Here is a 20,317-nt window from a genome sequence, read left to right on the forward strand (position 1 = left end):
TTATTATAATTCTCAGTAATCGGTGCATCAAATAGAAAGAAGATTTTCGTCTCCTCAGAGCAAATATCCAGACTGTTGTGGCAGTGAACGAATAAAATAATATCGTTAAACCGTTGGGGATCAATATTTTAGGAAAATTACCCCAAAAAACCTCGGAAAACTTTCAATTCCCTTAAGATTGTTTATGAAATCGTTAAGTTCACAGAAAAGTCAACCCTTTGCTATGACAATAGAAATACTATATAGAGTTCTATCGGATCATGATCGTTAACTCATCAGTTGATGATCTCATCTGGAGGATTTAAGTCTTATGTCTCCCCAAACTAACCTCCTAACCTTCCTTCAGGTCGTTCCTGTTTGTCAACATGACGCTTCCCTAGAAACCTTGGGATTTATTTTTTCCCAGGGTAACTGTGAAAAGGTCGTGATTGTCAACTCCCAATATCAGCCCCTAGGAATGATTTCGTTGCGTCGTTTCCTTCCCTATCTGCTGAATCAGATTCCCGTTTCCCCACCGACTCAGACTCAACCGTCCCTCGAAGAAATTTTTCAAGCCATCATTGAGCCGGTGATCGGCATTCCATCCCATTTAAACCTACAAGAGTTCTGGCTCTATTTACAATATCAAAGTTCCCAGACTTTGGAGGATCAGGCTCAGACTCAAAGTATATCCTTAGCTTTAGTGAATCAGACGGGGGAATTTATCGGATTAATTGATAGTTTACAGGTATTAGACCATTTAGCCAGGCATTCCCAACCATTCCCCCCCGTTGAGTCACCGAAAGCGTCGCCGCCCCCAACTTTCGACTGGAAAACAGAAACCCCACTCGGATTAAGTCCTTTATCCCTAAGCAATTCTGCCTTCCCTCATCATTTAGTTGAGTTTTTAAATGAGCTACCTATCCCCTTAATGATTCAACAGAATGATGGCACGATCATCAGTCAAAATTTAGCCTGGCGATCGCTAATTGGGCGAGGAGCAGAAGTCGTACAGGAAGTCGCAGAAGCAGTAACCCGTTGGACTGAAACCTCTGAAATATTTTCTGAGCAGGAAAACGGACTGAATTCCCCTTTAGAAACCGCAGGAAACTTGGGGTTTTTATCTAACCCCTTAACCCATGTTGCTGAACCTTTAGCCTCAAATTCAGCCTCCTTAGAAATGCCCAAATGGTGTCAACTTGGGAGTAAACCCGATACTTATATTTGCATTTGTCCCGTTGCTCAAAATCAGGAGCGGGTATGGCAATTTACCCGTCAACGGTTGAACCCGGAATCGGAAATGGTGTTATGTTTAGAACAGGAGACTCATGACCTGTGGTTAGTGTTAGCCCAAGATATTACAGAACAGCATCGAGTTGCCCAGGAACTCACCGCCAAAAATACTGATTTAATTCAACTGAATCGCATCAAAGATGAATTTATGGCTTGTATTAGTCATGAACTAAAAACTCCCTTAACGGCAATTTTAGGTCTATCGAGTTTATTAAAAGATCAAGTCTTGGGGGAACTTAACGAAAGACAAACCCGTTATGCCCAACTAATTCATAAAAGTGGTCGTCACCTGATGTTAGTGGTGAATGATATTCTGGATTTAACCCGCATAGAAACCGGACAATTAGAGTTAGTCCCAGAACCTTTACATATTCATACCGTTTGTCAAGCTGCCTTTGATTTAGCTATTCAACACTACCAAAGCCAGGATAAATCGGATATTAAACTGCAAGCAGAAATTCTAGCCCAAGTTAAACGCCGATTTCACTTAGAAATTGAATCCGGTTTAGAAACCTTTGTGGCGGACGAACTCCGATTACGACAAATGTTAGTCAATTTGTTGTGTAATGCCCTAAAATTTGCTCCCGATGGCAGTGATTTTGGTCTACAAGTGAGTCGTTGGGAAAATTGGGTAGCTTTTACGATTTGGGATCGAGGCATTGGAATTCCTGATGATAAACAACATCTAATTTTTCAAAAATTCCAACAGTTAGAAAGTCCCTTGACCCGTGAATTTGAAGGAACGGGACTGGGGTTAGTATTAACACAACGTTTGGCTCGACTACATGGGGGAGATATCAGCTTTATTTCTAAACCCCATCAAGGTAGTAAATTTACGCTGTTATTACCACCTAATCCCCCCCGTTGCAATTGGGAATTAAGACATAAACTAGGTAGTCAAGACTCTCAATCTTCGACTTTTGCTCCTGTAGTTTCCTCAGAAAAATCGCGGTTAGTATTAATTGTAGAAACCGTTCCCCAATTTATTCAAAACCTGAGCGAACAACTCGCTGATTTAGGGTATCGAGTCGTGGTAGCCCGTTCAGGAACAGAAGCGGTTGAAAAAGCTCGTTGTTTACAACCTAGGGTGATTTTACTGAATCCTTTAATTCCTTTATTGTCCGGTTGGGATGTTTTAACCCTGCTTAAAACCGATCTAAAAACCCATCAAATTCCCGTGATTGTTACCGCTACGTTAGGAGATAAACAACGGGCAACCATGAATCATTGTGATGGATTCCTCCGCTTGCCAGTTCAAGGGTTAGAGTTAGAAAAATTGCTGAAAGAATTGCTACCAAAAGTTTCATTTTCTGTTCCACAACAGTTGATTATTCTTTGGTTAAGTTTATCGATAAATCCTCAAATTTCAAGGTCAATAGAACCCTTGGAAAGTAAAAACTCTATTTATCATTCAGCCTTATTTTTATCTCGGTTTTCCCATTGCCGAATTTTAGAAGTAGATGACATTAATCAAGCCGCCATGATGGCTCGAATCTGGCATCCTAATGTCATGGTTTTAGAACGAGATAGTTCGATAAAAAATCCATCCTATTTGTTAAAGGAAATTAGTCAACAAGAAAGTTTAGCCCGTTTGCCCATTGTTACCCTAGACCCCCTGACCACTCAGGTTGCTAATCAAATTGAAAAATTATCAATTTTTCCTTGTTTAGCCAATTCTCCAGAAGACCAACTCAAAAATCAAAGTTTTCCTTTATCCATGAGTTCAGCTTTATTAGAAGTCGTCCAAATTGCGACTCGTTTAAGTTGGAAACCTAGTATTTTAGTGGTCGATTCTTCTGTTTTACCTGAAGAACAATCCAGCCATTTATTAGATTCTCAAGACCCTAATATAAACCCAGAGTTTAACCCTGAATTAATATCAAGGTCTGACAACCGTAATTTTGAGGAAAATCCTAACCTTGATCCAGACTGTCTTGATAGAATTGATAATACTAATTATAAGATTGATCAAGCCCTGGTTCAATATATTGAAATTGCTGGATTTCAAGGAATTATGGGGAAAAGTTGGGAGGAAATCATTCGGAAAATTCAGTGTAAAAGTTTGGATTTAATATTAATTTGTTTTCGAGGTAAATCTTTTACCAATATCATTGAAGCCCTGTCAACTTTGGAAAAAATAGAATCTAAAATTCCCATAATTATTCTAGCACAATCAGATATTAATATCTTGAATAAGACTATCAACAAAAAACAAAAAAATCAACCCTATCCTACCGTTGAATTAGAGGAGCATATTTGGAAAAAAATGGCTATTTATTTACAACGCTTTGCTTCTAGTTTTCCCCTGAAAGTCTTACCTTTTAATTTATCCGTAGATTCTTTGTTGGAGGAAATCAAAGTTTTACTCACTCACCCTAAACCCTATCAATGAATTCGACTTAATCAATTCTTAATCTCTGAAAAGGTTGAATAATTTTAGAATAGACTTAACATAGAGTTATATTATTTCATAATAAAACAGGAAAAAACTATGCGCTGGTTTTCATCTTTTACCTTAACAATAGCCTCTGTATTATTGACAACTTTCCCGGTAATTGCCGCAGATTCAATTATTATCCCGTTGGGAAAAACCAGCATTTCTATCTCCATTGATTCCTTAGAAAATTATGCCCAAAAAGGCACAATTAATCCTAAAGAATCTTTGTCTACCTATTTACAACTATTAAGTCCTGAACAAAAACAAACCCTAATCCGACTATTGAAAATTCGTTATACCAATCAATATATTTCTATTCAACCTTTTTTTAATTCCCCCCTGATTTTAGCCTTTTTAAGCTATCTGGGAAATATCATTCAAACCCAATCGGGGGATAATGGAGTAGAAGCAATTCAGACTAGCTTAATTGAGGTTGCTAATATACCCAATGGTTTCACTATTATAGATGTTATGCGTCGGTTTCCTAGTCCAGAAATTCATTTAGATATTGAACAAACATTAGAAATTTTAACCCGAATTTTTACTTTAGTTCAGCAAACTCAGACCGTTACAAAATCCTTAGAAATTTTATCAAATATCGAAGCTAAAAAAGCTGAATTTACTGATTTTAGTCAAAAACCAGATTTACGAAAACCCGGAAACTTCAAGAGTATTAAAAAAACCATAACGGTCAATAATTCCGAAAATAATCGGAACTTCGAGGTTGATATTTATTTACCCGATACTTCAAATTCTTCAGATCAAATCCATCCTGTGATTGTTATTTCCCATGGGTTAGCTTCTGATCGTTCTCGCTTTGAAAGTTTAGCTAGACATCTCAATTCCTATGGTTTTGCTGTGGCGGTTCCCGAACATCCAGGTAGTGATTATCAACAATTTCAATCCTTACTTAAAGGGGAAGTAAAAGACCTATTTGAACCCGAACAATTTATTGATCGACCCCGAGATATAACCGCCTTACTTAATCACCTGGAAAAACTCAATACCAGCGATTTTAATAATCAATTAGATTTAAAAAATGTCGGTGTAATTGGTCATTCTTTAGGGGGATATACGGCTTTGGTTTTAGCCGGAGCTACCCTTGATTTTACCCAACTTAAAACTCAATGTCAACAATCCGATATTCCCCTAAATCCTTCGGTTTTTCTTCAGTGTCGAGCTTTAGAACTTCCTGATAATAACTATCAACTCAAAGATCCAAGAGTTAAAGCTATTTTTGTATTAAATCCAGTGAATAGTATTATTTTAGGACAATCGGGTATAAGTAAAATCAAAATTCCCATTTTTATCACCGCAAGTAGTATAGATTTTCTTGCTCCTGCATTATCAGAACAGCTGCAATCTTTTACTTGGCTAACCACCTCCGATAAATATTTAATGATGCAAAATCATGCGACTCATTTTTACGATATTACTTCAGAAAATACCTCTGAACTCTCGAAACTCCCTGCATTTGTCCCTCCCACCTCTGAAATTAGTCGAGACTATATTAAAGCCTTAAGTACGGCATTCTTCAATACCTATTTAACTCAAAATTCTCAATACAAACCCTATCTGAATGCAGCTTATATTCAAACCATTAGCGATCAGGCTTATCCTTTGAGTTTAATTCAATCCCTAACTCCCAATCAATTAACTAACGCAATTAAGGGGATAACTTCCGGTTCAAATCAATAAATTAAATCTCAAAAATGTTGACATTATTCGACCTTCAGTGTTAGCATAAAAAAGTCATATAATTCCCTTTTAATTTTATGTTAAAACCTATTAAAAATTCCCAGGACTATCAACCCAACAAAAACAATAAAAGAATTCGGTCTCTCTCAACTCAACTGATTAAAATTGGCTTAGGAATTATATCGGGTTTAATGGCCACAACCTCCTCGACAATGGCCGCCGAACAAATTGCAGTTCGGTATAATATTGGTACGGTCTTAATTCCCATTGAAGACTTAGCCACATTTGCTCAAGGGGGAGAAATCTCGCCAGTTCTATCAATTCCTGAAAAAATTCTTAGCCCTGAAGATGTAGAAAAACTGCGTCAACTTTTAGTCACTCCCATGACCGCCAGTCCTTGGAGTATTCAACAATTTAATGATACCCCTACAGGGACTGTGATTCTAACTCGCTTTGGTAATTTCATTCAAACCGATAATGGGGAAAATGGTTTAAATGCTTTAAAAACAGCTATTAATCAAGCCTCTAAACTTCCTGGGGGTTTAACTTTACTCGGGATTTTAGAAAATTTTCCGGGTAACAGGATAGAAATTGACCTGAATTTTGCTCTCCAAGTGATTCAAGATTTATCTCAAATTATTTATGAAGATCAATCGATCATCAATTGGATTAGGCAACAAGCTAAAGCTGAAATCAATAATCCAGCCCTGCAAAATCGGCCAATTAATTTGAGAAATCCGGGTACAACTGAATGGAAAAAAGAATCCTTGACTTTTCAAAATCCTCGACGAAATCAGCCTTCTCCCGTTGATATTTATATCCCCCAAATTTCCACCCCAGCCCCCGTTATTGTAATTTCTCATGGTTTAGGTTCCGACCGAACAACCTTCAAATATTTAGCGGAACATTTAGCCTCCCATGGGTATTTTGTTGCAGTTCCCGAACATTTAGAAACCAGTGCCAATGGGTTAGCTAATTTCTTACAAGGAAACACTCAACCTCCTGGTGCAGAAGCATTTATTGATCGTCCTTCGGATATTACTGCTGTACTTAATCTATTAGAAGAAAAAGCCAAAAAATCCGCATTTCCTAGCCCTTTACTCTTAGATAATGTGGGGGTTATCGGTCAATCCTATGGTGGTTATACAGCTTTAGCTGTAGGGGGAGCGACCTTTAATACCAACAGAATTAATCAAGAGTGTGCCAAGGTTGCAGACCAGCAACTTACTCTAAATATCTCGATTTTACTGCAATGTCAAGCCACTTCTATTGCCAATAAGGGTTATAATCTTCAAGATAAACGGGTTAAAGCGGTGATTGCGGTGAATCCGATTACCAGTGTGGTATTTGGACAAGAAGGCATGAGTCAAATTAAAATCCCCGTGTTAATGATTGGAGGAAGTGATGATTATGTAGCCCCCGCCGTTAGTGAACAAATTTATCCCTTTTCTTGGTTGACTAGCCCTAACAAATACTTAATGTTATTAGAGAAAGGAACCCATTTTTCCTTCTTAGAATCTGGGGAATCGGTTATTCCTGTCCCGGCTGAAATTATTGGCCCAAATCCCGAATTAGCCTTTCCATTTTTAAAAGCAATCAGTTTAGTATTTTTTAATAGTTATATTCGAGGTCAAACTGAATATTTGCCCTATTTAAATGCTGGTTATATCCAGAGACTTGAAACCTCTCCTTTCAGTTTAACAATTGTTGGTTCTTTAACTCAAGCAAATATTCAAGAAGCAATTCATAAAGTTCGCAAATAGTCATAAAAATTGTGTAATCCACTTAGATCAAATTATTATTACACTTCAACATGATTCAGCCGATTTACCATCCCCCTTTTACTCTAAAAAATGGTTTTTTAATGACTATTTATGCAGCATTAAGAGCCAGTCGTAATTGGGAAAAAAGTATTGACTTACCAGAACCTCCCTATCAAGAAATGGTTTTTTTAGGAGCCGTAGGCGTTCCAATTTATGGGATGGTGGCAATTCCTGAAAACCCCAGAGGAACAATTATTTCTACCTATGGAATTACTGGAACTTTAGACAATCAATGGTTTTTAAGACTTTGGGGAAGAAAAGTCTTTGCTGCGGGTTACGCTGTTGTTTTATTTGATTGGAGAGCCCATGGAAAAACCGCAGAATTATCTCCGACTTTAACCTCCGATGGTTTATATGAAGGGGAAGATTTTGTCAGAATTGCGGCTCAATCTAAATTAATGGGTTGTCCGGCTCCTTTTTGGTTTACGGGTTATTCTTTAGGGGGACAATTAGCCTTATGGGGGATTAAAACGGCTCAAACCGTCAACCAATGGGGAGCAGATTTAGACCTACAAGATTCCGATATTGCTGGAGGTGCCGTGATTTGTCCCAGTTTAGATTCTATTCGTTCCTTATCTTATTTAGTCCAACATTCCTGGGGAAAATATTTAGAAAAAGCGATTACCAAAGAACTGAAAAAATTAGCCAGAAATCTTTATCAGCACCATCCCAATGATATTGATCCCGAGGCAATTAAACGGGCAAATTCAATTTGGGGATTTGATCATGAATTAGTGATTGGACGCTTAGGATTTAAGAGTGTGGAAGCCTATTATGAAGCCAGTAGTGGGTTACAGTTAATTCCTAAACTTAGGAAACCTACGTTAATTTTATATGCTGAGGATGATCCTCTATTTGATCCAACTATTATTCCCGATTTAAAAGCAGCTAGTCATCAGAATCCGGCTATTGATTTAGTATCAACAAATTATGGGGGTCATGTCGGTTATATTAGTAGTAAGATTTGCCAGAATCAGTTTGATGATCCTGACCGATGGTGGGCTTGGAATCGGATTTTAGATTGGTTTGATCAACAGGAAAAATCACAAGATAAGTTATAATATCAAAATTGATTTGGTTAATATGATTCCGAAATAAATAGGCTAAAATAAAAATACTTTAGGAGGCAACCTCAATGGTACAAACCCCATCTAAAATTATCACTGTAGCAGAGTTTCTGAAACAACCCGAAACCAAACCCGCCAGCGAATATATTGAAGGTCAAATTATCCAAAAACCCATGCCCCAAGGAAAACATAGTACAATTCAAGGTGAACTTGTTACCGCCATTAACGCTATTTTAAAACCTGCCAAAATTGCCAGGGCATTTCCCGAACTCCGGTGTACTTTTGAAGAACGTTCTATTGTTCCTGATGTTTCTGTTTTTACTTGGGATAGAATTCCTCGGGATGATAATGGTGCAATTGCCAATATTTTTTTAAACGCGCCGGACTGGATGATTGAAATTTTATCCCCCGATCAAAGTCTAACAAAAGTGATTAAAAAAATTCTCTATTGTCTGAATCATCAAACTCAAATGGCTTGGTTAATTGATCCTGAAGAACAATCTATCTTTGTTTATCACGCTCAACAACAAACAGAAGTTTTTGAACAACCCGAATCACTAATATCTGTACCCCCATTTGCCACGGATCTTAAACTAACAGTTGGCGAGTTATTCGGTTGGCTATTAGAATAAAAAAGATTATATATTGTTAATAAATATTGAAAAATATGGCAATTAACCTTAAAAATACTCTACAATTAAATCGGGTAAATTGCAGCCAGGGGAATTAAACTCTAAAAACTATTGTCATCAATTGTTGACGGTTGACGAACCAAACACTCAGCTAATGGGGAAAACTAGGAATCTGAGTTGTTCAGCAACAGCTATATTAATATATTGAACAATCTTGACCGTGAATATCGATTAAGATGACTAACCACCAATACTCAAAAGTTTAACGGAAACAACTATGGGAAAACCGACCGGCTTCTTAGAATATCTGCGGGAGTTACCGTCTGAACTCGCCCCCCTTGACCGGGTTCATAACTGGGATGAGTTTCATCTGCCCATGGAAGATGACAAACTACGCACCCAAGCCGCCCGGTGTATGGACTGCGGCACGCCCTTTTGCCATACGGGAACGATTATTAGTGGCATGGCCAGTGGTTGTCCCATCAATAACCTGATCCCCGAATGGAATGATTTAATCTATCGGGGACTGTGGAAAGAGGCCCTAGACCGTCTGCACAAAACCAATAATTTCCCCGAATTTACGGGTCGGGTTTGCCCCGCGCCCTGTGAGGGTTCCTGCGTTTTGGGCATTCATAACCCTCCGGTGACGATTAAAAATATTGAATGTTCGATTATTGATAAGGGTTGGGAGGAAGGCTGGATCACCCCGGAACCCCCGGCTAAACGCACTGGAAAGAAAGTCGCGGTGATTGGTTCTGGCCCGGCGGGCTTATCGGCGGCGGCCCAACTGAATAAAGCGGGTCATTGGGTTACGGTCTTTGAACGGGCTGATCGTCCGGGGGGCCTGTTGATGTACGGTATCCCGAACATGAAGCTGGATAAGGAACAGGTGGTTTTGCGGCGTCTGAAGGTTTTGGAAGACGAGGGCGTGAAGTTTATTTGCAATACCGAAGTCGGTAAGGACTTTCCCGCCGAAAATCTGTTAAAAGAGTTTGATTCGGTACTTTTATGTACGGGAGCTACTAAACCCCGGGATCTACCCATTGAAGGGCGCGACCTTAAGGGGATTCATTTTGCCATGGAGTTCCTCACCGCTAATACCCAAGCGGTTTTAAATAAGCAACCCGGCAGTGATTTTATCTCGGCCCAGGGGAAAGATGTGGTGATTATTGGCGGGGGAGATACGGGGACGGACTGTGTAGGAACCTCTATTCGTCACGGTTGCAATACGGTGGTGCAGTTGGAGATTTTGCCCCAACCGCCCACAGAACGGGCTGCTAATAATCCTTGGCCGGAGTGGCCGAAGGTTTATAAAATGGATTATGGCCAGGAGGAAGCGGCGGCGAAATTTGGCTCCGATCCCCGGGTTTATCTAACCACTGCAACTAAGTTTGAAGGGGATGAAAATGGCCATGTTAAGGCGATTCATACCGTCGAGGTGGAATGGGCGAAAAATGAGCAGGGGCAATTTATTCCTAAGCATATTCCCGGCACGGAAAAGGTGACTCCCACCCAATTAGTGTTACTGGCGATGGGATTTCTGGGGCCAGAACAACCGTTATTAGACAGTTTGGGTTTAGAACGGGATGCCCGCAGTAATGTTAAGGCTGAACATGGCAAGTATGCTACCAGTATTCCTGGGGTATTTGCGGCGGGGGATTGTCGTCGGGGTCAAAGCCTTGTGGTTTGGGCGTTTAATGAGGGTCGCGGCGCTGCCCGGGAATGTGATTTGTATTTGATGGGACAGACGGATTTGCCTTAATTTGTAATTAGAAATCCCTCCTTTTTTTGGGGGGATTATTTGTCAGTTCGGGGCGGGTTTAGGGAGATTATTTGTAATTATCAAAGGTTAACTTTAACCCGCCCCTACAAGCTTGTAGGGGCAGGTTCGCCGACCGATTTTGTTAATTACCAATAACTTTAATAAACCTGCCCCACCCCAAGAGGATATAGTTGCTCGATAAGTTTTGGTTAACATTCAATTAATTATTGAGTTTGGAAAGGATTTTTAACTAAATTAACATTATAATATCGGGGATCGGAGGTGACTTCTTCTCCGATCCAGTCGGGAATATTAATATTTTGATCTTCTGTTTCGAGTTCGACTTCTGCTAGGATTAATCCTTGATTTTCTCCCCCAAATTCGTCAATTTCCCAAATTAAATTCCCGATATTAATTTTATATCTGGTTTTTTCAATTAAAGGGCGATCGCATAAGGTTTCTAATAATTCTTGAGCATCTTCAACGGGGATTTTATACTCAAATTCGGCCCGACTGCTTCCGGTTGTTAAGCCTTTAATGGTTAAATATCCTTGACTTCCTACGACCCGCACCCGCACCGTGCGACCATTGATATTAGCAATATAGCCTTGACGATAGGTTTCTCCGACCGCGAGCGATCGCCATTCATCTCCTGTAACTAAAAATTTTCGCTCGATTTCTATTGCCATTTGTAGTGTTCTAAAAAATTATCTGTTTCTAATTATAGCATAAAATTTTATATTTTTATCAACAAATAAAAAAATCCCGTTGTTGCGCTGAAGCGCAATCTTGAGGGCTAAAGCCCAACAACATACAACATCATGTTTATGTTAATAACAATTAATTTACCAATATCTACAAAATTGATATAATCATTGTATGGTGAGCGTCATCCCTCGCTAGATTATAAAATAATCTGGCTTTAAAATTTTAAGTTTATTTTATCCATGACTGAACTATTTAATCCTTCTGAAAATTCTAATGTTTCTCGTCGTTTTATTCTAAAATTATTCGGTATTAGTGCGGTTGGTGGAGTCTTAGGATATTCTCGATTTCATAAACCCGAACCCACTATTTTCCAGCCCAATATAATTAATTTACCTCAATTTTTAACCCAACCTAAGCACGTTGTCATTGTCGGTGCAGGACTAGCTGGATTAGCCTGTGCCTATGAATTAAGTCAACGGGGATTTAAAGTAACTTTATTAGAAAAATCTCCCCAGTTAGGCGGTAAAATTGCCAGTTGGGATATTAAAATAGGGGATAAAACCTTTAAAATGGAACATGGGTTTCATGGGTTCTTTCCTCAATATTATAACTTAAAATCCTTAGTTCAGGAAATCCAAATTGAAGATAATTTTAAATCCTTAGAATCCTATGCAGTCGTCTTTAAAAATAACCAATATCAACCGGAAGTATTCCGTCCCAGTCATTCTGCTTTTCCTTGGAATGTGGTTGATTTAGGATTTTCTTCTGCTAATCGTTTAAACTGGGGAATTAATCTGACCCATCTCAATCATTGGAAAGTATTTAGAGAAATTGGGGGGTTTAAAATTCCTAATAGTTATCAACGCTTAGATGATATTTCCGTGACTGACTGGGTGAGTCAAGATTTCCCCCAAGGTTTATATGATTTATACTTTCTTCCCTTTGCTAAATCCAGTTTAAATGCACCGGATAAATTGAGTGTGGGGGAACTTATGCAGTTTTTCCATTTCTATTTTTTTGGTAATCCTGAAGGGTTAGCTTTTAATGGGACTTGTCAAGATATGGGAAGCAGTTTAGTCCAACCTTTAGTTAAAGCAATTCAAGAAAAAGGCGGAGAAGTTTTAACCGATATTACCGTAAGTAATATTAACTGGAATCAAGGAAAAATTGATTCTATCAGTTATTTTCAAGGTAATCAGATTAATTCGGTTCCATTTTGGGTGCAATCCAATTCAATTCTATCATCAATTACCCCATCTTTACCCCAAAACAAACATTTAGAATACTTTGGGGATGGAGATGATGTTTATGCGGTATCTAGTCAGAATAATCAAGCTATTTCTTTACAATGTACCCATCAAGGTTGTACGGTACAAATGGCAGAAGATGGATATTTTCATTGTCCTTGTCACGGAGCTATTTTTGATCAAAATGGCAAAGTGATTTCTGGCCCAGCACAACGGGATTTAACACCCTACAAAGTTAGGGACAGACAGGATAATCAAGTTCAGTTATTGAGTGTTAATTCTCATACAAACCCAACCCAGAATATTCAGGCAGACTATTATATATTAGCGACAGATATTCCGGGTACACAACGATTATTTACGTTGATGACAGGGGAAATTAATCAACAGGTACAACAACAAATTGAACAATTAAAAGTCGCTGACCCTTTTGCCGTTTGTCGGTTTTGGTTTGACCGAGATTTTCCCTGGGAACATAGCCATTTTACCTCCCTATCGGGTTATGATTTAACCGATAGTATCACCCTTTATCATCGAATTCAAGAAGAATATATTCAATGGTATGAAGAAACTGGGGGGACTGTGGTAGAACTTCATGCTTATTGTTATAAAGAAGCTCAGTTTCCCACTCAAGAAACCTTGTTAAAAACTTTTGAACAGGAACTTTATGAAATTGTCCCCGAATTAAAATCAGCTACCCTATTACATCGGGAATTAGTCAATCAGAAAAATTTTGCCGGATATCCCCCCGGAAGTTATGCAAATCGTCCGGCTACGAATTCCGGGGTTACTAATTTAATGTTTGCCGGAGATTGGGTAAAAATGCCCTTTCCCTGTGGTTTAATGGAAAGGGCTGTTAGTAGTGGATTATTAGCAGCAAATGAGATTTTATATCAGGAAGGGTTGCAAAAACGATCACTTTTTTCTGTAAATCCAGAAGGATTTTTAAAGATATAAAATTGATTTCACTTTAATTCCGCGCAGGCGGAATTTGTTTGTATAGCTGCGATTTCAATCGCCAGGTTAATATAAATTTTCTATGTAGGCGTAATTTGTTTGTATAGCTGCGATTTCAATCGCCAGGTTAATATAAATCTTCTATTAAAATCACCCAGGTTAATATGAATTCAGAAAAATTATCCCATACAACTAACGATATTCGACAGTCAGGAATCAACCCGAATCACTGGTATGTTGTAGCGGCGAGTCATGAAGTCAAAACTCAACCCGTAGAAGTAAAATTATGGCATCAAAATATTGTTTTATTTCGGGATAGTTTAGGCAAAATTCAAGCCTTAGAAAATCGCTGTCCCCATCGACAAGTTAAACTGAGTCATGGTAAAATTATCTCGGATTATATAGAATGTGCTTATCATGGTTGGCAATTTAATCATCAAGGAGAATGTGTCCTAGTTCCCTATTTAGAGGATAAGCAAAAATTACCTAAAAATTGTAAAATTAAAGAATATTCTGTTAAAGAATTAGAGGGTTTTATTTGGTTATTTCTTGGGGATAATCCTAATTTAATTCAACCCTTAGCAATTCCAGAATGGGAACACTTGAATTATATTGCTACGGTTTCAACCATTCATTATCAAGGTCATTTTTCCTTTTTAATTGAGAATTTAATGGATATGTACCATGGACATTTACATCAAGATTTACAAGCTTGGACAGATGCTCAGTTAGAAAAAATAGAAGAAACTCCAAACCGAGTTGATGCTTATTATCAAGCTCAGAGTTATTATAAAATTGATAAAATTTGGTCAATTTCTCAGCTATTTTTTCCGGGTTTAAGAAAACTTCATCCCGAACCTTTAACGGTGAGTTATATTTATCCCCATTGGGTTTCTATCCTGGGAGAATATTTTAAAATATATTGTTTATTTTGTCCAATAAGTTTAACAGAAACCCGAGCTTATTTAATTCATTTTACCTCGTTAAATGCCTTTTGGCGACTCCATAAATTGCCCGTCAAGTTCAGAAAGTTTGTCAAAGATTTATGTTTTGGTTCCGCCCAAAACCTATTGGATGGGTTGGTAAAACAGGATATTTTAATGATAGAAGAAGAACAACAATCTTATTTAGAAAATCCCCAAAAAAAAGGATATGAATTTAACCCGACTATCGCCAGTGTTCAACGGTTAATTAACAATCAAGTTGAAAGATAATCATTAGGGGGTCATCAATACAAAAATTTGTTGTTGGGATAAGGACACTTTTATGGAGCGCTGAAGCGCAACAACGATGCAACGGTGAATTTATGCTTTTTGCTTCAAAATTAATAAGGTAATATCATCAAACTGTTTTTCTTCTCCTCGGAATGTTACAATATCATTAATCACAGTTTGTTTAATTTCTTCTATTGGGTGTTGCCAATTTTGAGAAATAACATCACAGAGTCTATCCAGTCCATATTGTTGTTTATTAAGATTAAAGGTTTCTGTAATTCCATCAGTATATAAAACCACACCATCCCCAGTTTTTAACTCAACAGTTATGGAATTAATAAACTCCGTAATATTTTCATCTAAAGCAATCGGAATCCCTAAATCCATGGTATCAATCCGTTCAATCTTACCATCAGAACGAACAATCAAAATTTCTTCATGTTGTCCACTAACTGTTAATAAACCTTGATAATAATTTAAAATAGCTAAAGTTAAATTTCTATCCACATTCATCCGTGCAACATTTTTATAAAGAGTGTTGTTAAGAATCGTCAAAAATTGGATAGGGTTAGTTTCTCTAATTTCCGTCAGGGTACGAATTCCCATTTGAGCCATTAACATTAAAATCCCACTTTCTAACCCATGTCCGGTAACATCTCCAATTCCAAAAGTCACCACACCATCGGTTTCTAAAACATCATAATAATCGCCCCCAACTTCCTCCGCAGGTTCCATAAATCCCACAATTTCTAACCCAGAAATCGCCGCCAATTCCTCTGGTTTGGGTAAAATCATTTGTTGTAAGCGACGAGTAACTTCTAATTCCGTTGCTAACCGTAAATTTTCCGTTTGTAGGCGACTAATATTAACATGGGTTTTAATTCTGGCTAAAAGTTCATCCTTAGCAAAGGGTTTCATCATATAATCATTCGCACCCATATTTAACCCCGTTACAATATCTTGAACTTGAGTTTTAGCCGTTAATAAAATAATCGGTAATTCCGTTTGATTAAACTGTTCTCTAAGTTTTTGAGTAACTTCATATCCAGTCATTTTAGGCATCATTACATCCAATAATATCACATCAGGTCTGAGTCCTTTGGCAATTAATTCTAAGGTTTCTTCGCCATTACTGGCTTGAAAAACAGCATATTGATGCAGGGAAAGATTATTAAATAAAACTTGCCGATTAACTGCTTCATCATCAACAATTAGAATCTTAATAACTTCTGAAGAAGGGTTAATTTGGGGTTGAACAAAACTAGAATTAATCGATAATAAGGTATTAATTTCTTGAGGTTGCAGCGGATTTTTAACTCGTTTTTCCGTTGGTGTTTTAACTGCATTTTCAGCAATGGGTAGGGTAAACGTAAATCGAGAACCGATACCCACCTCCGATTCAACGGTAATTTCACCCCTATGTAATTCAATCAATTGTTTGGTAATAGTTAATCCTAATCCGGTACCACCATATTCCCTAGCAGTTGACCCTTCTCCCTGTTCAAAGGATTCAAAAATTCGGTCTAATTTATTAGTAGGAATCCCAATTCCCGTATCAGAAATTGTAATTGCAATTTGAGACTTATTGCCTTTAGGTAAAATGATGGCTGAAATTTCTACGATTCCTTCCGGGGTAAATTTGATCGCATTTCCAATTAAATTATAGAGAATTTGTTGTAACCGATTTTCGTCTGCTTCCGCTAGGGGAAAATCAACAGGAATCCGATTAATAATATGTAAATTTTTCTGAGTAATTAGATGTTGGCTCAAAATAGAAACCGCATCCGCAATCGCCCGAATATCAAGGGGTCGCAGTTCCAGTTCTATATTTTGGTGGCGCAGTTTAGAGAAATCCAAAATATCACCGACTAAACTTGATAAACGGCGACCACTAGCGGCAATCATCGCTAAATTACTATTAGTTTGAGGGGATAAATCTCCCGTTGCACCATCAATTAAAGATTCAGCAATCCCAATAATTCCATTTAAAGGAGTTCTTAATTCATGGGATGTATTGGCTAGAAATTCATCTTTTAATTGGTCTAAATGTTGCAGTTCTTCATTTTTAGCTTCTAAAATAGTAAAGGATTCTTTTAACTGTTTAGCCATGCTATTAAAAGATTTAGCTAACTGACCTAATTCATCATCCCGTTTCAGGTTTACTTTTTGTTCCCAGTCCCCTTGAGCAATTTTTTTGGCGGCAATATTTAACTGTAAAATCGGTTTTACAATCCATTGTGTTGTGAATAATCCGATTAATGTAGCTCCCAATAATGCCAAACTACACAAAGCAATAGTGGTGCGAGTATTAGCATTAATTTGTTCCATAAAATCCGCTTCAGGAACCACCACAAGAATTAACCAATTAACGGTTTTTCCCTTCTGAAAGGGTAACACCTTGACAAAATAACGACTATTATTCCAAATAAACTCTAGTTCTTTCCCTTGTTTAATTTCCCTGAGATTAGAATGGGTTTGATTTAAATAGTTGGCGGTCGCTTGAGTTAAGGGATTTTGGCTTTTTAGCGCCGCAAATAACTGTCTATCATTATTAACAACTAAAAAGGGTTTTTCTAAAGTTGAAGTGGCTAATAACGTGCCATCGCTATCGATTAAAAAGGTTTGTCCTGATTTTCCCACCTTTAATCGATTTAAAAAATTTCCAATTCCATCTAACCGTAATGCGGTATTCAAAACCCCTTGAACTTCTTGGGTTTGAGGATTATAAACCGGAAGTAAGGCACTCATTAATAAAGTCGGTTCTAATAAGGATAGATATACCGAACTCCAAGTCGCATCTCCCGCTTTTACTGCGTCTTTATACCACACCCCTTTCCTTGTATCAAAATCTTTAACAATGGTTGCAACTTCGGTGCGATCTCCTTTATAATCAGTTTTATAGGAATAAAAATCAGAATTAGTAAAAGTATCAACTACATTAATTCTTAAAGACCCATCCCCCAACTGTTCCCCCGTGCGTTCTTGTCCAGCAGCATTAGTAATTTTAATAAAGTTAATATCAGGATAAATTTGTACCTGTCGCCAGAGATATTGTTCCCACTGGGTTAAGTTTTGAAAGGTTAAAATTCTCGACTGAAGTAAATTTAAGTTCGTTTGATTAATCTTTTCTGGAATAGCTAAATAGGCTTCTAAATTCTGTTCAACCCTCGCACTAATTTCATTTTGCAATTGACCCACTACCTCATTAACCGCCTTCTGCCCTGCCTGAAAAGACAGCCACCCCACAATCCCAACTGCCCCAAAAATTTGCAGTAAAAAAGGTATAATCAAAACCGTTCGGATCGGAATCGGACGCTGACTTTTCCGAACCATTCTAATCCAAATCAACTGAAATTTAGGCAAAGAAATTGACATTGAAGATCAAAAATTATGGTTGTTAAGTGGGTAATAGATAATCAATTAACTCTTACACTGGTACGGGCGGGTTCTTTTAGATATTTGTAAATGACATAAATTTTGATGAACCCGCCCCTACGACTGATAACTCTTAAACTGATAACTGATTACTGATTACTGATTCCCTCCCAGCGTTTCATCCGACCCCCATCAATATCAAAGAGGTCAAGCACCCGACAAACCGTATTTGTAACCATTTCATCAATCGATTCTGGCATAGTATAAAATGCCGGAACCGGAGGCATAATAATTCCCCCGCATTCAGTCACCGTTAACATATTTTTAAGATGGATAGCATGGAGAGGGGTTTCCCGCACCATCAACACCAACCGACGGCGCTCTTTGAGTACCACATCCGCCGCCCGGGTGAGCAGGTTACTCGTCACTCCCGTAGCCACCTCAGCCAAGGTTTTCATCGAACAGGGCAGAATCACCATCCCCATTGTCCGAAACGAACCACTAGATATCGCCGCCCCCACATCACCGATAGCATAGCTCACATCAGCTAAGTTGTGGAGTTGTTTACTATCTATATCCAACTCATGCGCTCTAGTGATTTCTCCCGCCCGAGAAACAACCAGGTGGGTTTCTACATCAGTTTCCCGCAGGAGTTCCAACAGACGCACCGCATAGATAATACCACTCGCCCCACTAATACCTACAATGAGACGTTTAGAACTGGTCATATTAATGGCGGCTTCCTAATCTGAATTATTGTATTTTAGCCCTAAATAAACCCATTTTTTCAATCAACTTATTTTCTAATATCACTGCGAATATGTAAATCTCGTTGAGGATAGGGAATTTCAATATTATTCTCTGCAAAAACTTTCCAAATCTCACAAGCAATTTCGCTCATAATTCGTTTCCCTCCGATGGGAGTTTCTAACCAGACTGTGATCTCAAAATCCAAACTGGATTCTGCAAAATCAATAAAATTAACCAAAGGAGCAGGATCATTTAAAGTTTCAGGATGTTTATAGATAATTTCTAATAAAATCTCAATCACGGTTTCGGGATTACAATCATAACTCACTCCCACAATCAAAGACTTTCGCACCCGGCGATCGCTCCCCGTCATCGTTTTAAGTTCCTGGGTAAAAAAGATTTGATTCGGAATAATTTTTTCGGAATTATCCCTCATCACTTGTACCGTTGTCGCTCGGATACTAATTTTTTTAACTTCACTCGATTCTCCCCCAATTTCAATAATATCTCCCGGTCTTAAAGAGCCTTCAAATAACAAAAATATCCCACTAATAAAATTACTAAATACTTCCTTTAACCCAAACCCAATTCCAACGGATAAACCCCCCGTAATTGCCGCAAATGTTGTAGAATTAAATCCTAGATATCCAATAACAATCACGATTCCTAGAGTAATTAAAAAATAACGAATTAAAATCAAAGAGGCTTGAGCACTACCCGAATCCAGTTTCGTGCTATTAATAGTAGTCTGCCAGAGGATATATTGTAAAATATTGACGGCAACAATCCATAAATATAACCCCACGGTACTAATTAAAACTGCTGCTACGGTGACCGAACTGCCAAATAAATTAATCACCACCACTTGCAGAAGTTTCTCAAAATCTACAAATAAATTTAAAATTTCTCTCAAAATATATAAAACAAATATCGGTCTGAAAAAATAGAAATCGCACTCTTTAACCCGATTAATCGGAATAAATAGACATAAACTAACGATAAAAATTCGATAAAATAGATAAACCCATAAAATATTAATTGCGATTGTTATAATTCCGGCAATCCATCCTTGATAAATGAATAAATTTTGAAATAAATTTAAGACAATTAAGCTAAATCCCCGACCCACTAAATCAGGAATTAAGACTAATCCACACCAATAAGGAGCTAAAGTTGTTTCTTGGACTAGATTAACTGCTAGTTGTGGGAAATTCTCTTTAATTTTTTTACCGACCCAATAGGATAGGCTATGACCGACTAAAATCGAGATCAAAATCACCCCTAATTGAATTTGTACCGGAGAGCGATTCAAAAAAATTAAGAGTTTAGTAATTTGATCAACAATAAATGTTAAATTAGGTTGATTAGACATATA

12 protein-coding genes are annotated in these 20,317 nt (G+C 37.8%); 8 read left to right on the forward strand and 4 right to left on the reverse strand.

Features of this window, described 5'->3' with window-relative positions:
• Nucleotides 1-310: 310 nt before the first annotated feature.
• From AC2D3N_RS18935 to gltD, 6 genes are all read left to right on the forward strand, one after another.
• Nucleotides 311-3,664 carry an ATP-binding response regulator gene (locus tag AC2D3N_RS18935; protein WP_484691801.1) on the forward strand — a complete coding sequence of 1,118 codons (3,354 nt, stop codon included), beginning with the start codon at nucleotides 311-313 and terminating at the stop codon, nucleotides 3,662-3,664.
• Nucleotides 3,665-3,763: 99 nt separating this feature from the next.
• Nucleotides 3,764-5,407, forward strand: coding sequence for an alpha/beta hydrolase (locus AC2D3N_RS18940; RefSeq protein WP_484691802.1), 1,644 nt, complete (start codon nucleotides 3,764-3,766; stop codon nucleotides 5,405-5,407).
• 77 nt (nucleotides 5,408-5,484) lie between these two features.
• Nucleotides 5,485-7,170: an alpha/beta hydrolase gene (locus AC2D3N_RS18945; protein ID WP_484691803.1), complete on the forward strand. Its 1,686-nt coding sequence runs from the start codon at nucleotides 5,485-5,487 to the stop codon at nucleotides 7,168-7,170.
• A gap of 50 nt (nucleotides 7,171-7,220) precedes the next feature.
• Nucleotides 7,221-8,291 carry a YheT family hydrolase gene (locus tag AC2D3N_RS18950; protein WP_484691804.1) on the forward strand — a complete coding sequence of 357 codons (1,071 nt, stop codon included), beginning with the start codon at nucleotides 7,221-7,223 and terminating at the stop codon, nucleotides 8,289-8,291.
• Nucleotides 8,292-8,365: 74 nt separating this feature from the next.
• Complete coding sequence (locus AC2D3N_RS18955) at nucleotides 8,366-8,929, forward strand: Uma2 family endonuclease (RefSeq protein ID WP_484691805.1); 564 nt, start codon at nucleotides 8,366-8,368, stop codon at nucleotides 8,927-8,929.
• A 277-nt stretch (nucleotides 8,930-9,206) separates the two neighbouring features.
• Nucleotides 9,207-10,691 (forward strand): glutamate synthase small subunit, encoded by a 1,485-nt coding sequence (gene gltD / locus AC2D3N_RS18960; protein WP_484691806.1) that lies wholly within the window; start codon nucleotides 9,207-9,209, stop codon nucleotides 10,689-10,691.
• Nucleotides 10,692-10,915: 224 nt separating this feature from the next.
• Here the strand turns inward: gltD and AC2D3N_RS18965 are convergent, their stop codons facing one another.
• Nucleotides 10,916-11,380, reverse strand: a complete 465-nt coding sequence (locus AC2D3N_RS18965) for a CYTH domain-containing protein (RefSeq protein WP_484691807.1) — start codon at nucleotides 11,378-11,380, stop codon at nucleotides 10,916-10,918.
• A gap of 258 nt (nucleotides 11,381-11,638) precedes the next feature.
• Between AC2D3N_RS18965 and AC2D3N_RS18970 the strand changes: the two genes are divergently transcribed.
• Entirely contained in the window at nucleotides 11,639-13,603 is a 1,965-nt protein-coding gene (locus AC2D3N_RS18970) for an FAD-dependent oxidoreductase (protein WP_484691808.1), read from the forward strand.
• 164 nt (nucleotides 13,604-13,767) lie between these two features.
• Nucleotides 13,768-14,817 (forward strand): aromatic ring-hydroxylating dioxygenase subunit alpha, encoded by a 1,050-nt coding sequence (locus AC2D3N_RS18975; RefSeq protein ID WP_484691809.1) that lies wholly within the window; start codon nucleotides 13,768-13,770, stop codon nucleotides 14,815-14,817.
• A 90-nt stretch (nucleotides 14,818-14,907) separates the two neighbouring features.
• Here AC2D3N_RS18975 and AC2D3N_RS18980 read toward each other — a convergent pair whose 3' ends face one another.
• From AC2D3N_RS18980 to AC2D3N_RS18990, 3 genes are all read right to left on the reverse strand, one after another.
• Nucleotides 14,908-18,192, reverse strand: coding sequence for a SpoIIE family protein phosphatase (locus AC2D3N_RS18980; protein ID WP_079676728.1), 3,285 nt, complete (start codon nucleotides 18,190-18,192; stop codon nucleotides 14,908-14,910).
• Between the two features lie 149 nt (nucleotides 18,193-18,341).
• A complete protein-coding gene (locus tag AC2D3N_RS18985; RefSeq protein WP_484691810.1) occupies nucleotides 18,342-18,920 on the reverse strand; it encodes a UbiX family flavin prenyltransferase in 579 nt (192 codons plus the stop codon).
• A 68-nt stretch (nucleotides 18,921-18,988) separates the two neighbouring features.
• Complete coding sequence (locus AC2D3N_RS18990; RefSeq protein ID WP_484691811.1) at nucleotides 18,989-20,314, reverse strand: mechanosensitive ion channel family protein; 1,326 nt, start codon at nucleotides 20,312-20,314, stop codon at nucleotides 18,989-18,991.
• Between the last annotated feature and the right edge of the window lie 3 nt (nucleotides 20,315-20,317).

The organism is Planktothrix sp. PLAVEN19ND (genome assembly GCF_057220675.1).

Bases quoted from the DNA above. Each gene is read 5' to 3' on its own strand.
- AC2D3N_RS18965 (WP_484691807.1), bottom strand. From the start codon at position 11,380: ATGGCAATAGAAATCGAGCGAAAATTTTTAGTTACAGGAGATGAATGG.
- gltD (WP_484691806.1), top strand. From the start codon at position 9,207: ATGGGAAAACCGACCGGCTTCTTAGAATATCTGCGGGAGTTACCGTCT.
- AC2D3N_RS18955 (WP_484691805.1), top strand. From the start codon at position 8,366: ATGGTACAAACCCCATCTAAAATTATCACTGTAGCAGAGTTTCTGAAA.
- AC2D3N_RS18945 (WP_484691803.1), top strand. From the start codon at position 5,485: ATGTTAAAACCTATTAAAAATTCCCAGGACTATCAACCCAACAAAAAC.
- AC2D3N_RS18950 (WP_484691804.1), top strand. From the start codon at position 7,221: ATGATTCAGCCGATTTACCATCCCCCTTTTACTCTAAAAAATGGTTTT.
- AC2D3N_RS18970 (WP_484691808.1), top strand. From the start codon at position 11,639: ATGACTGAACTATTTAATCCTTCTGAAAATTCTAATGTTTCTCGTCGT.
- AC2D3N_RS18935 (WP_484691801.1), top strand. From the start codon at position 311: ATGTCTCCCCAAACTAACCTCCTAACCTTCCTTCAGGTCGTTCCTGTT.
- AC2D3N_RS18980 (WP_079676728.1), bottom strand. From the start codon at position 18,192: ATGTCAATTTCTTTGCCTAAATTTCAGTTGATTTGGATTAGAATGGTT.
- AC2D3N_RS18940 (WP_484691802.1), top strand. From the start codon at position 3,764: ATGCGCTGGTTTTCATCTTTTACCTTAACAATAGCCTCTGTATTATTG.
- AC2D3N_RS18975 (WP_484691809.1), top strand. From the start codon at position 13,768: ATGAATTCAGAAAAATTATCCCATACAACTAACGATATTCGACAGTCA.
- AC2D3N_RS18985 (WP_484691810.1), bottom strand. From the start codon at position 18,920: ATGACCAGTTCTAAACGTCTCATTGTAGGTATTAGTGGGGCGAGTGGT.
- AC2D3N_RS18990 (WP_484691811.1), bottom strand. From the start codon at position 20,314: ATGTCTAATCAACCTAATTTAACATTTATTGTTGATCAAATTACTAAA.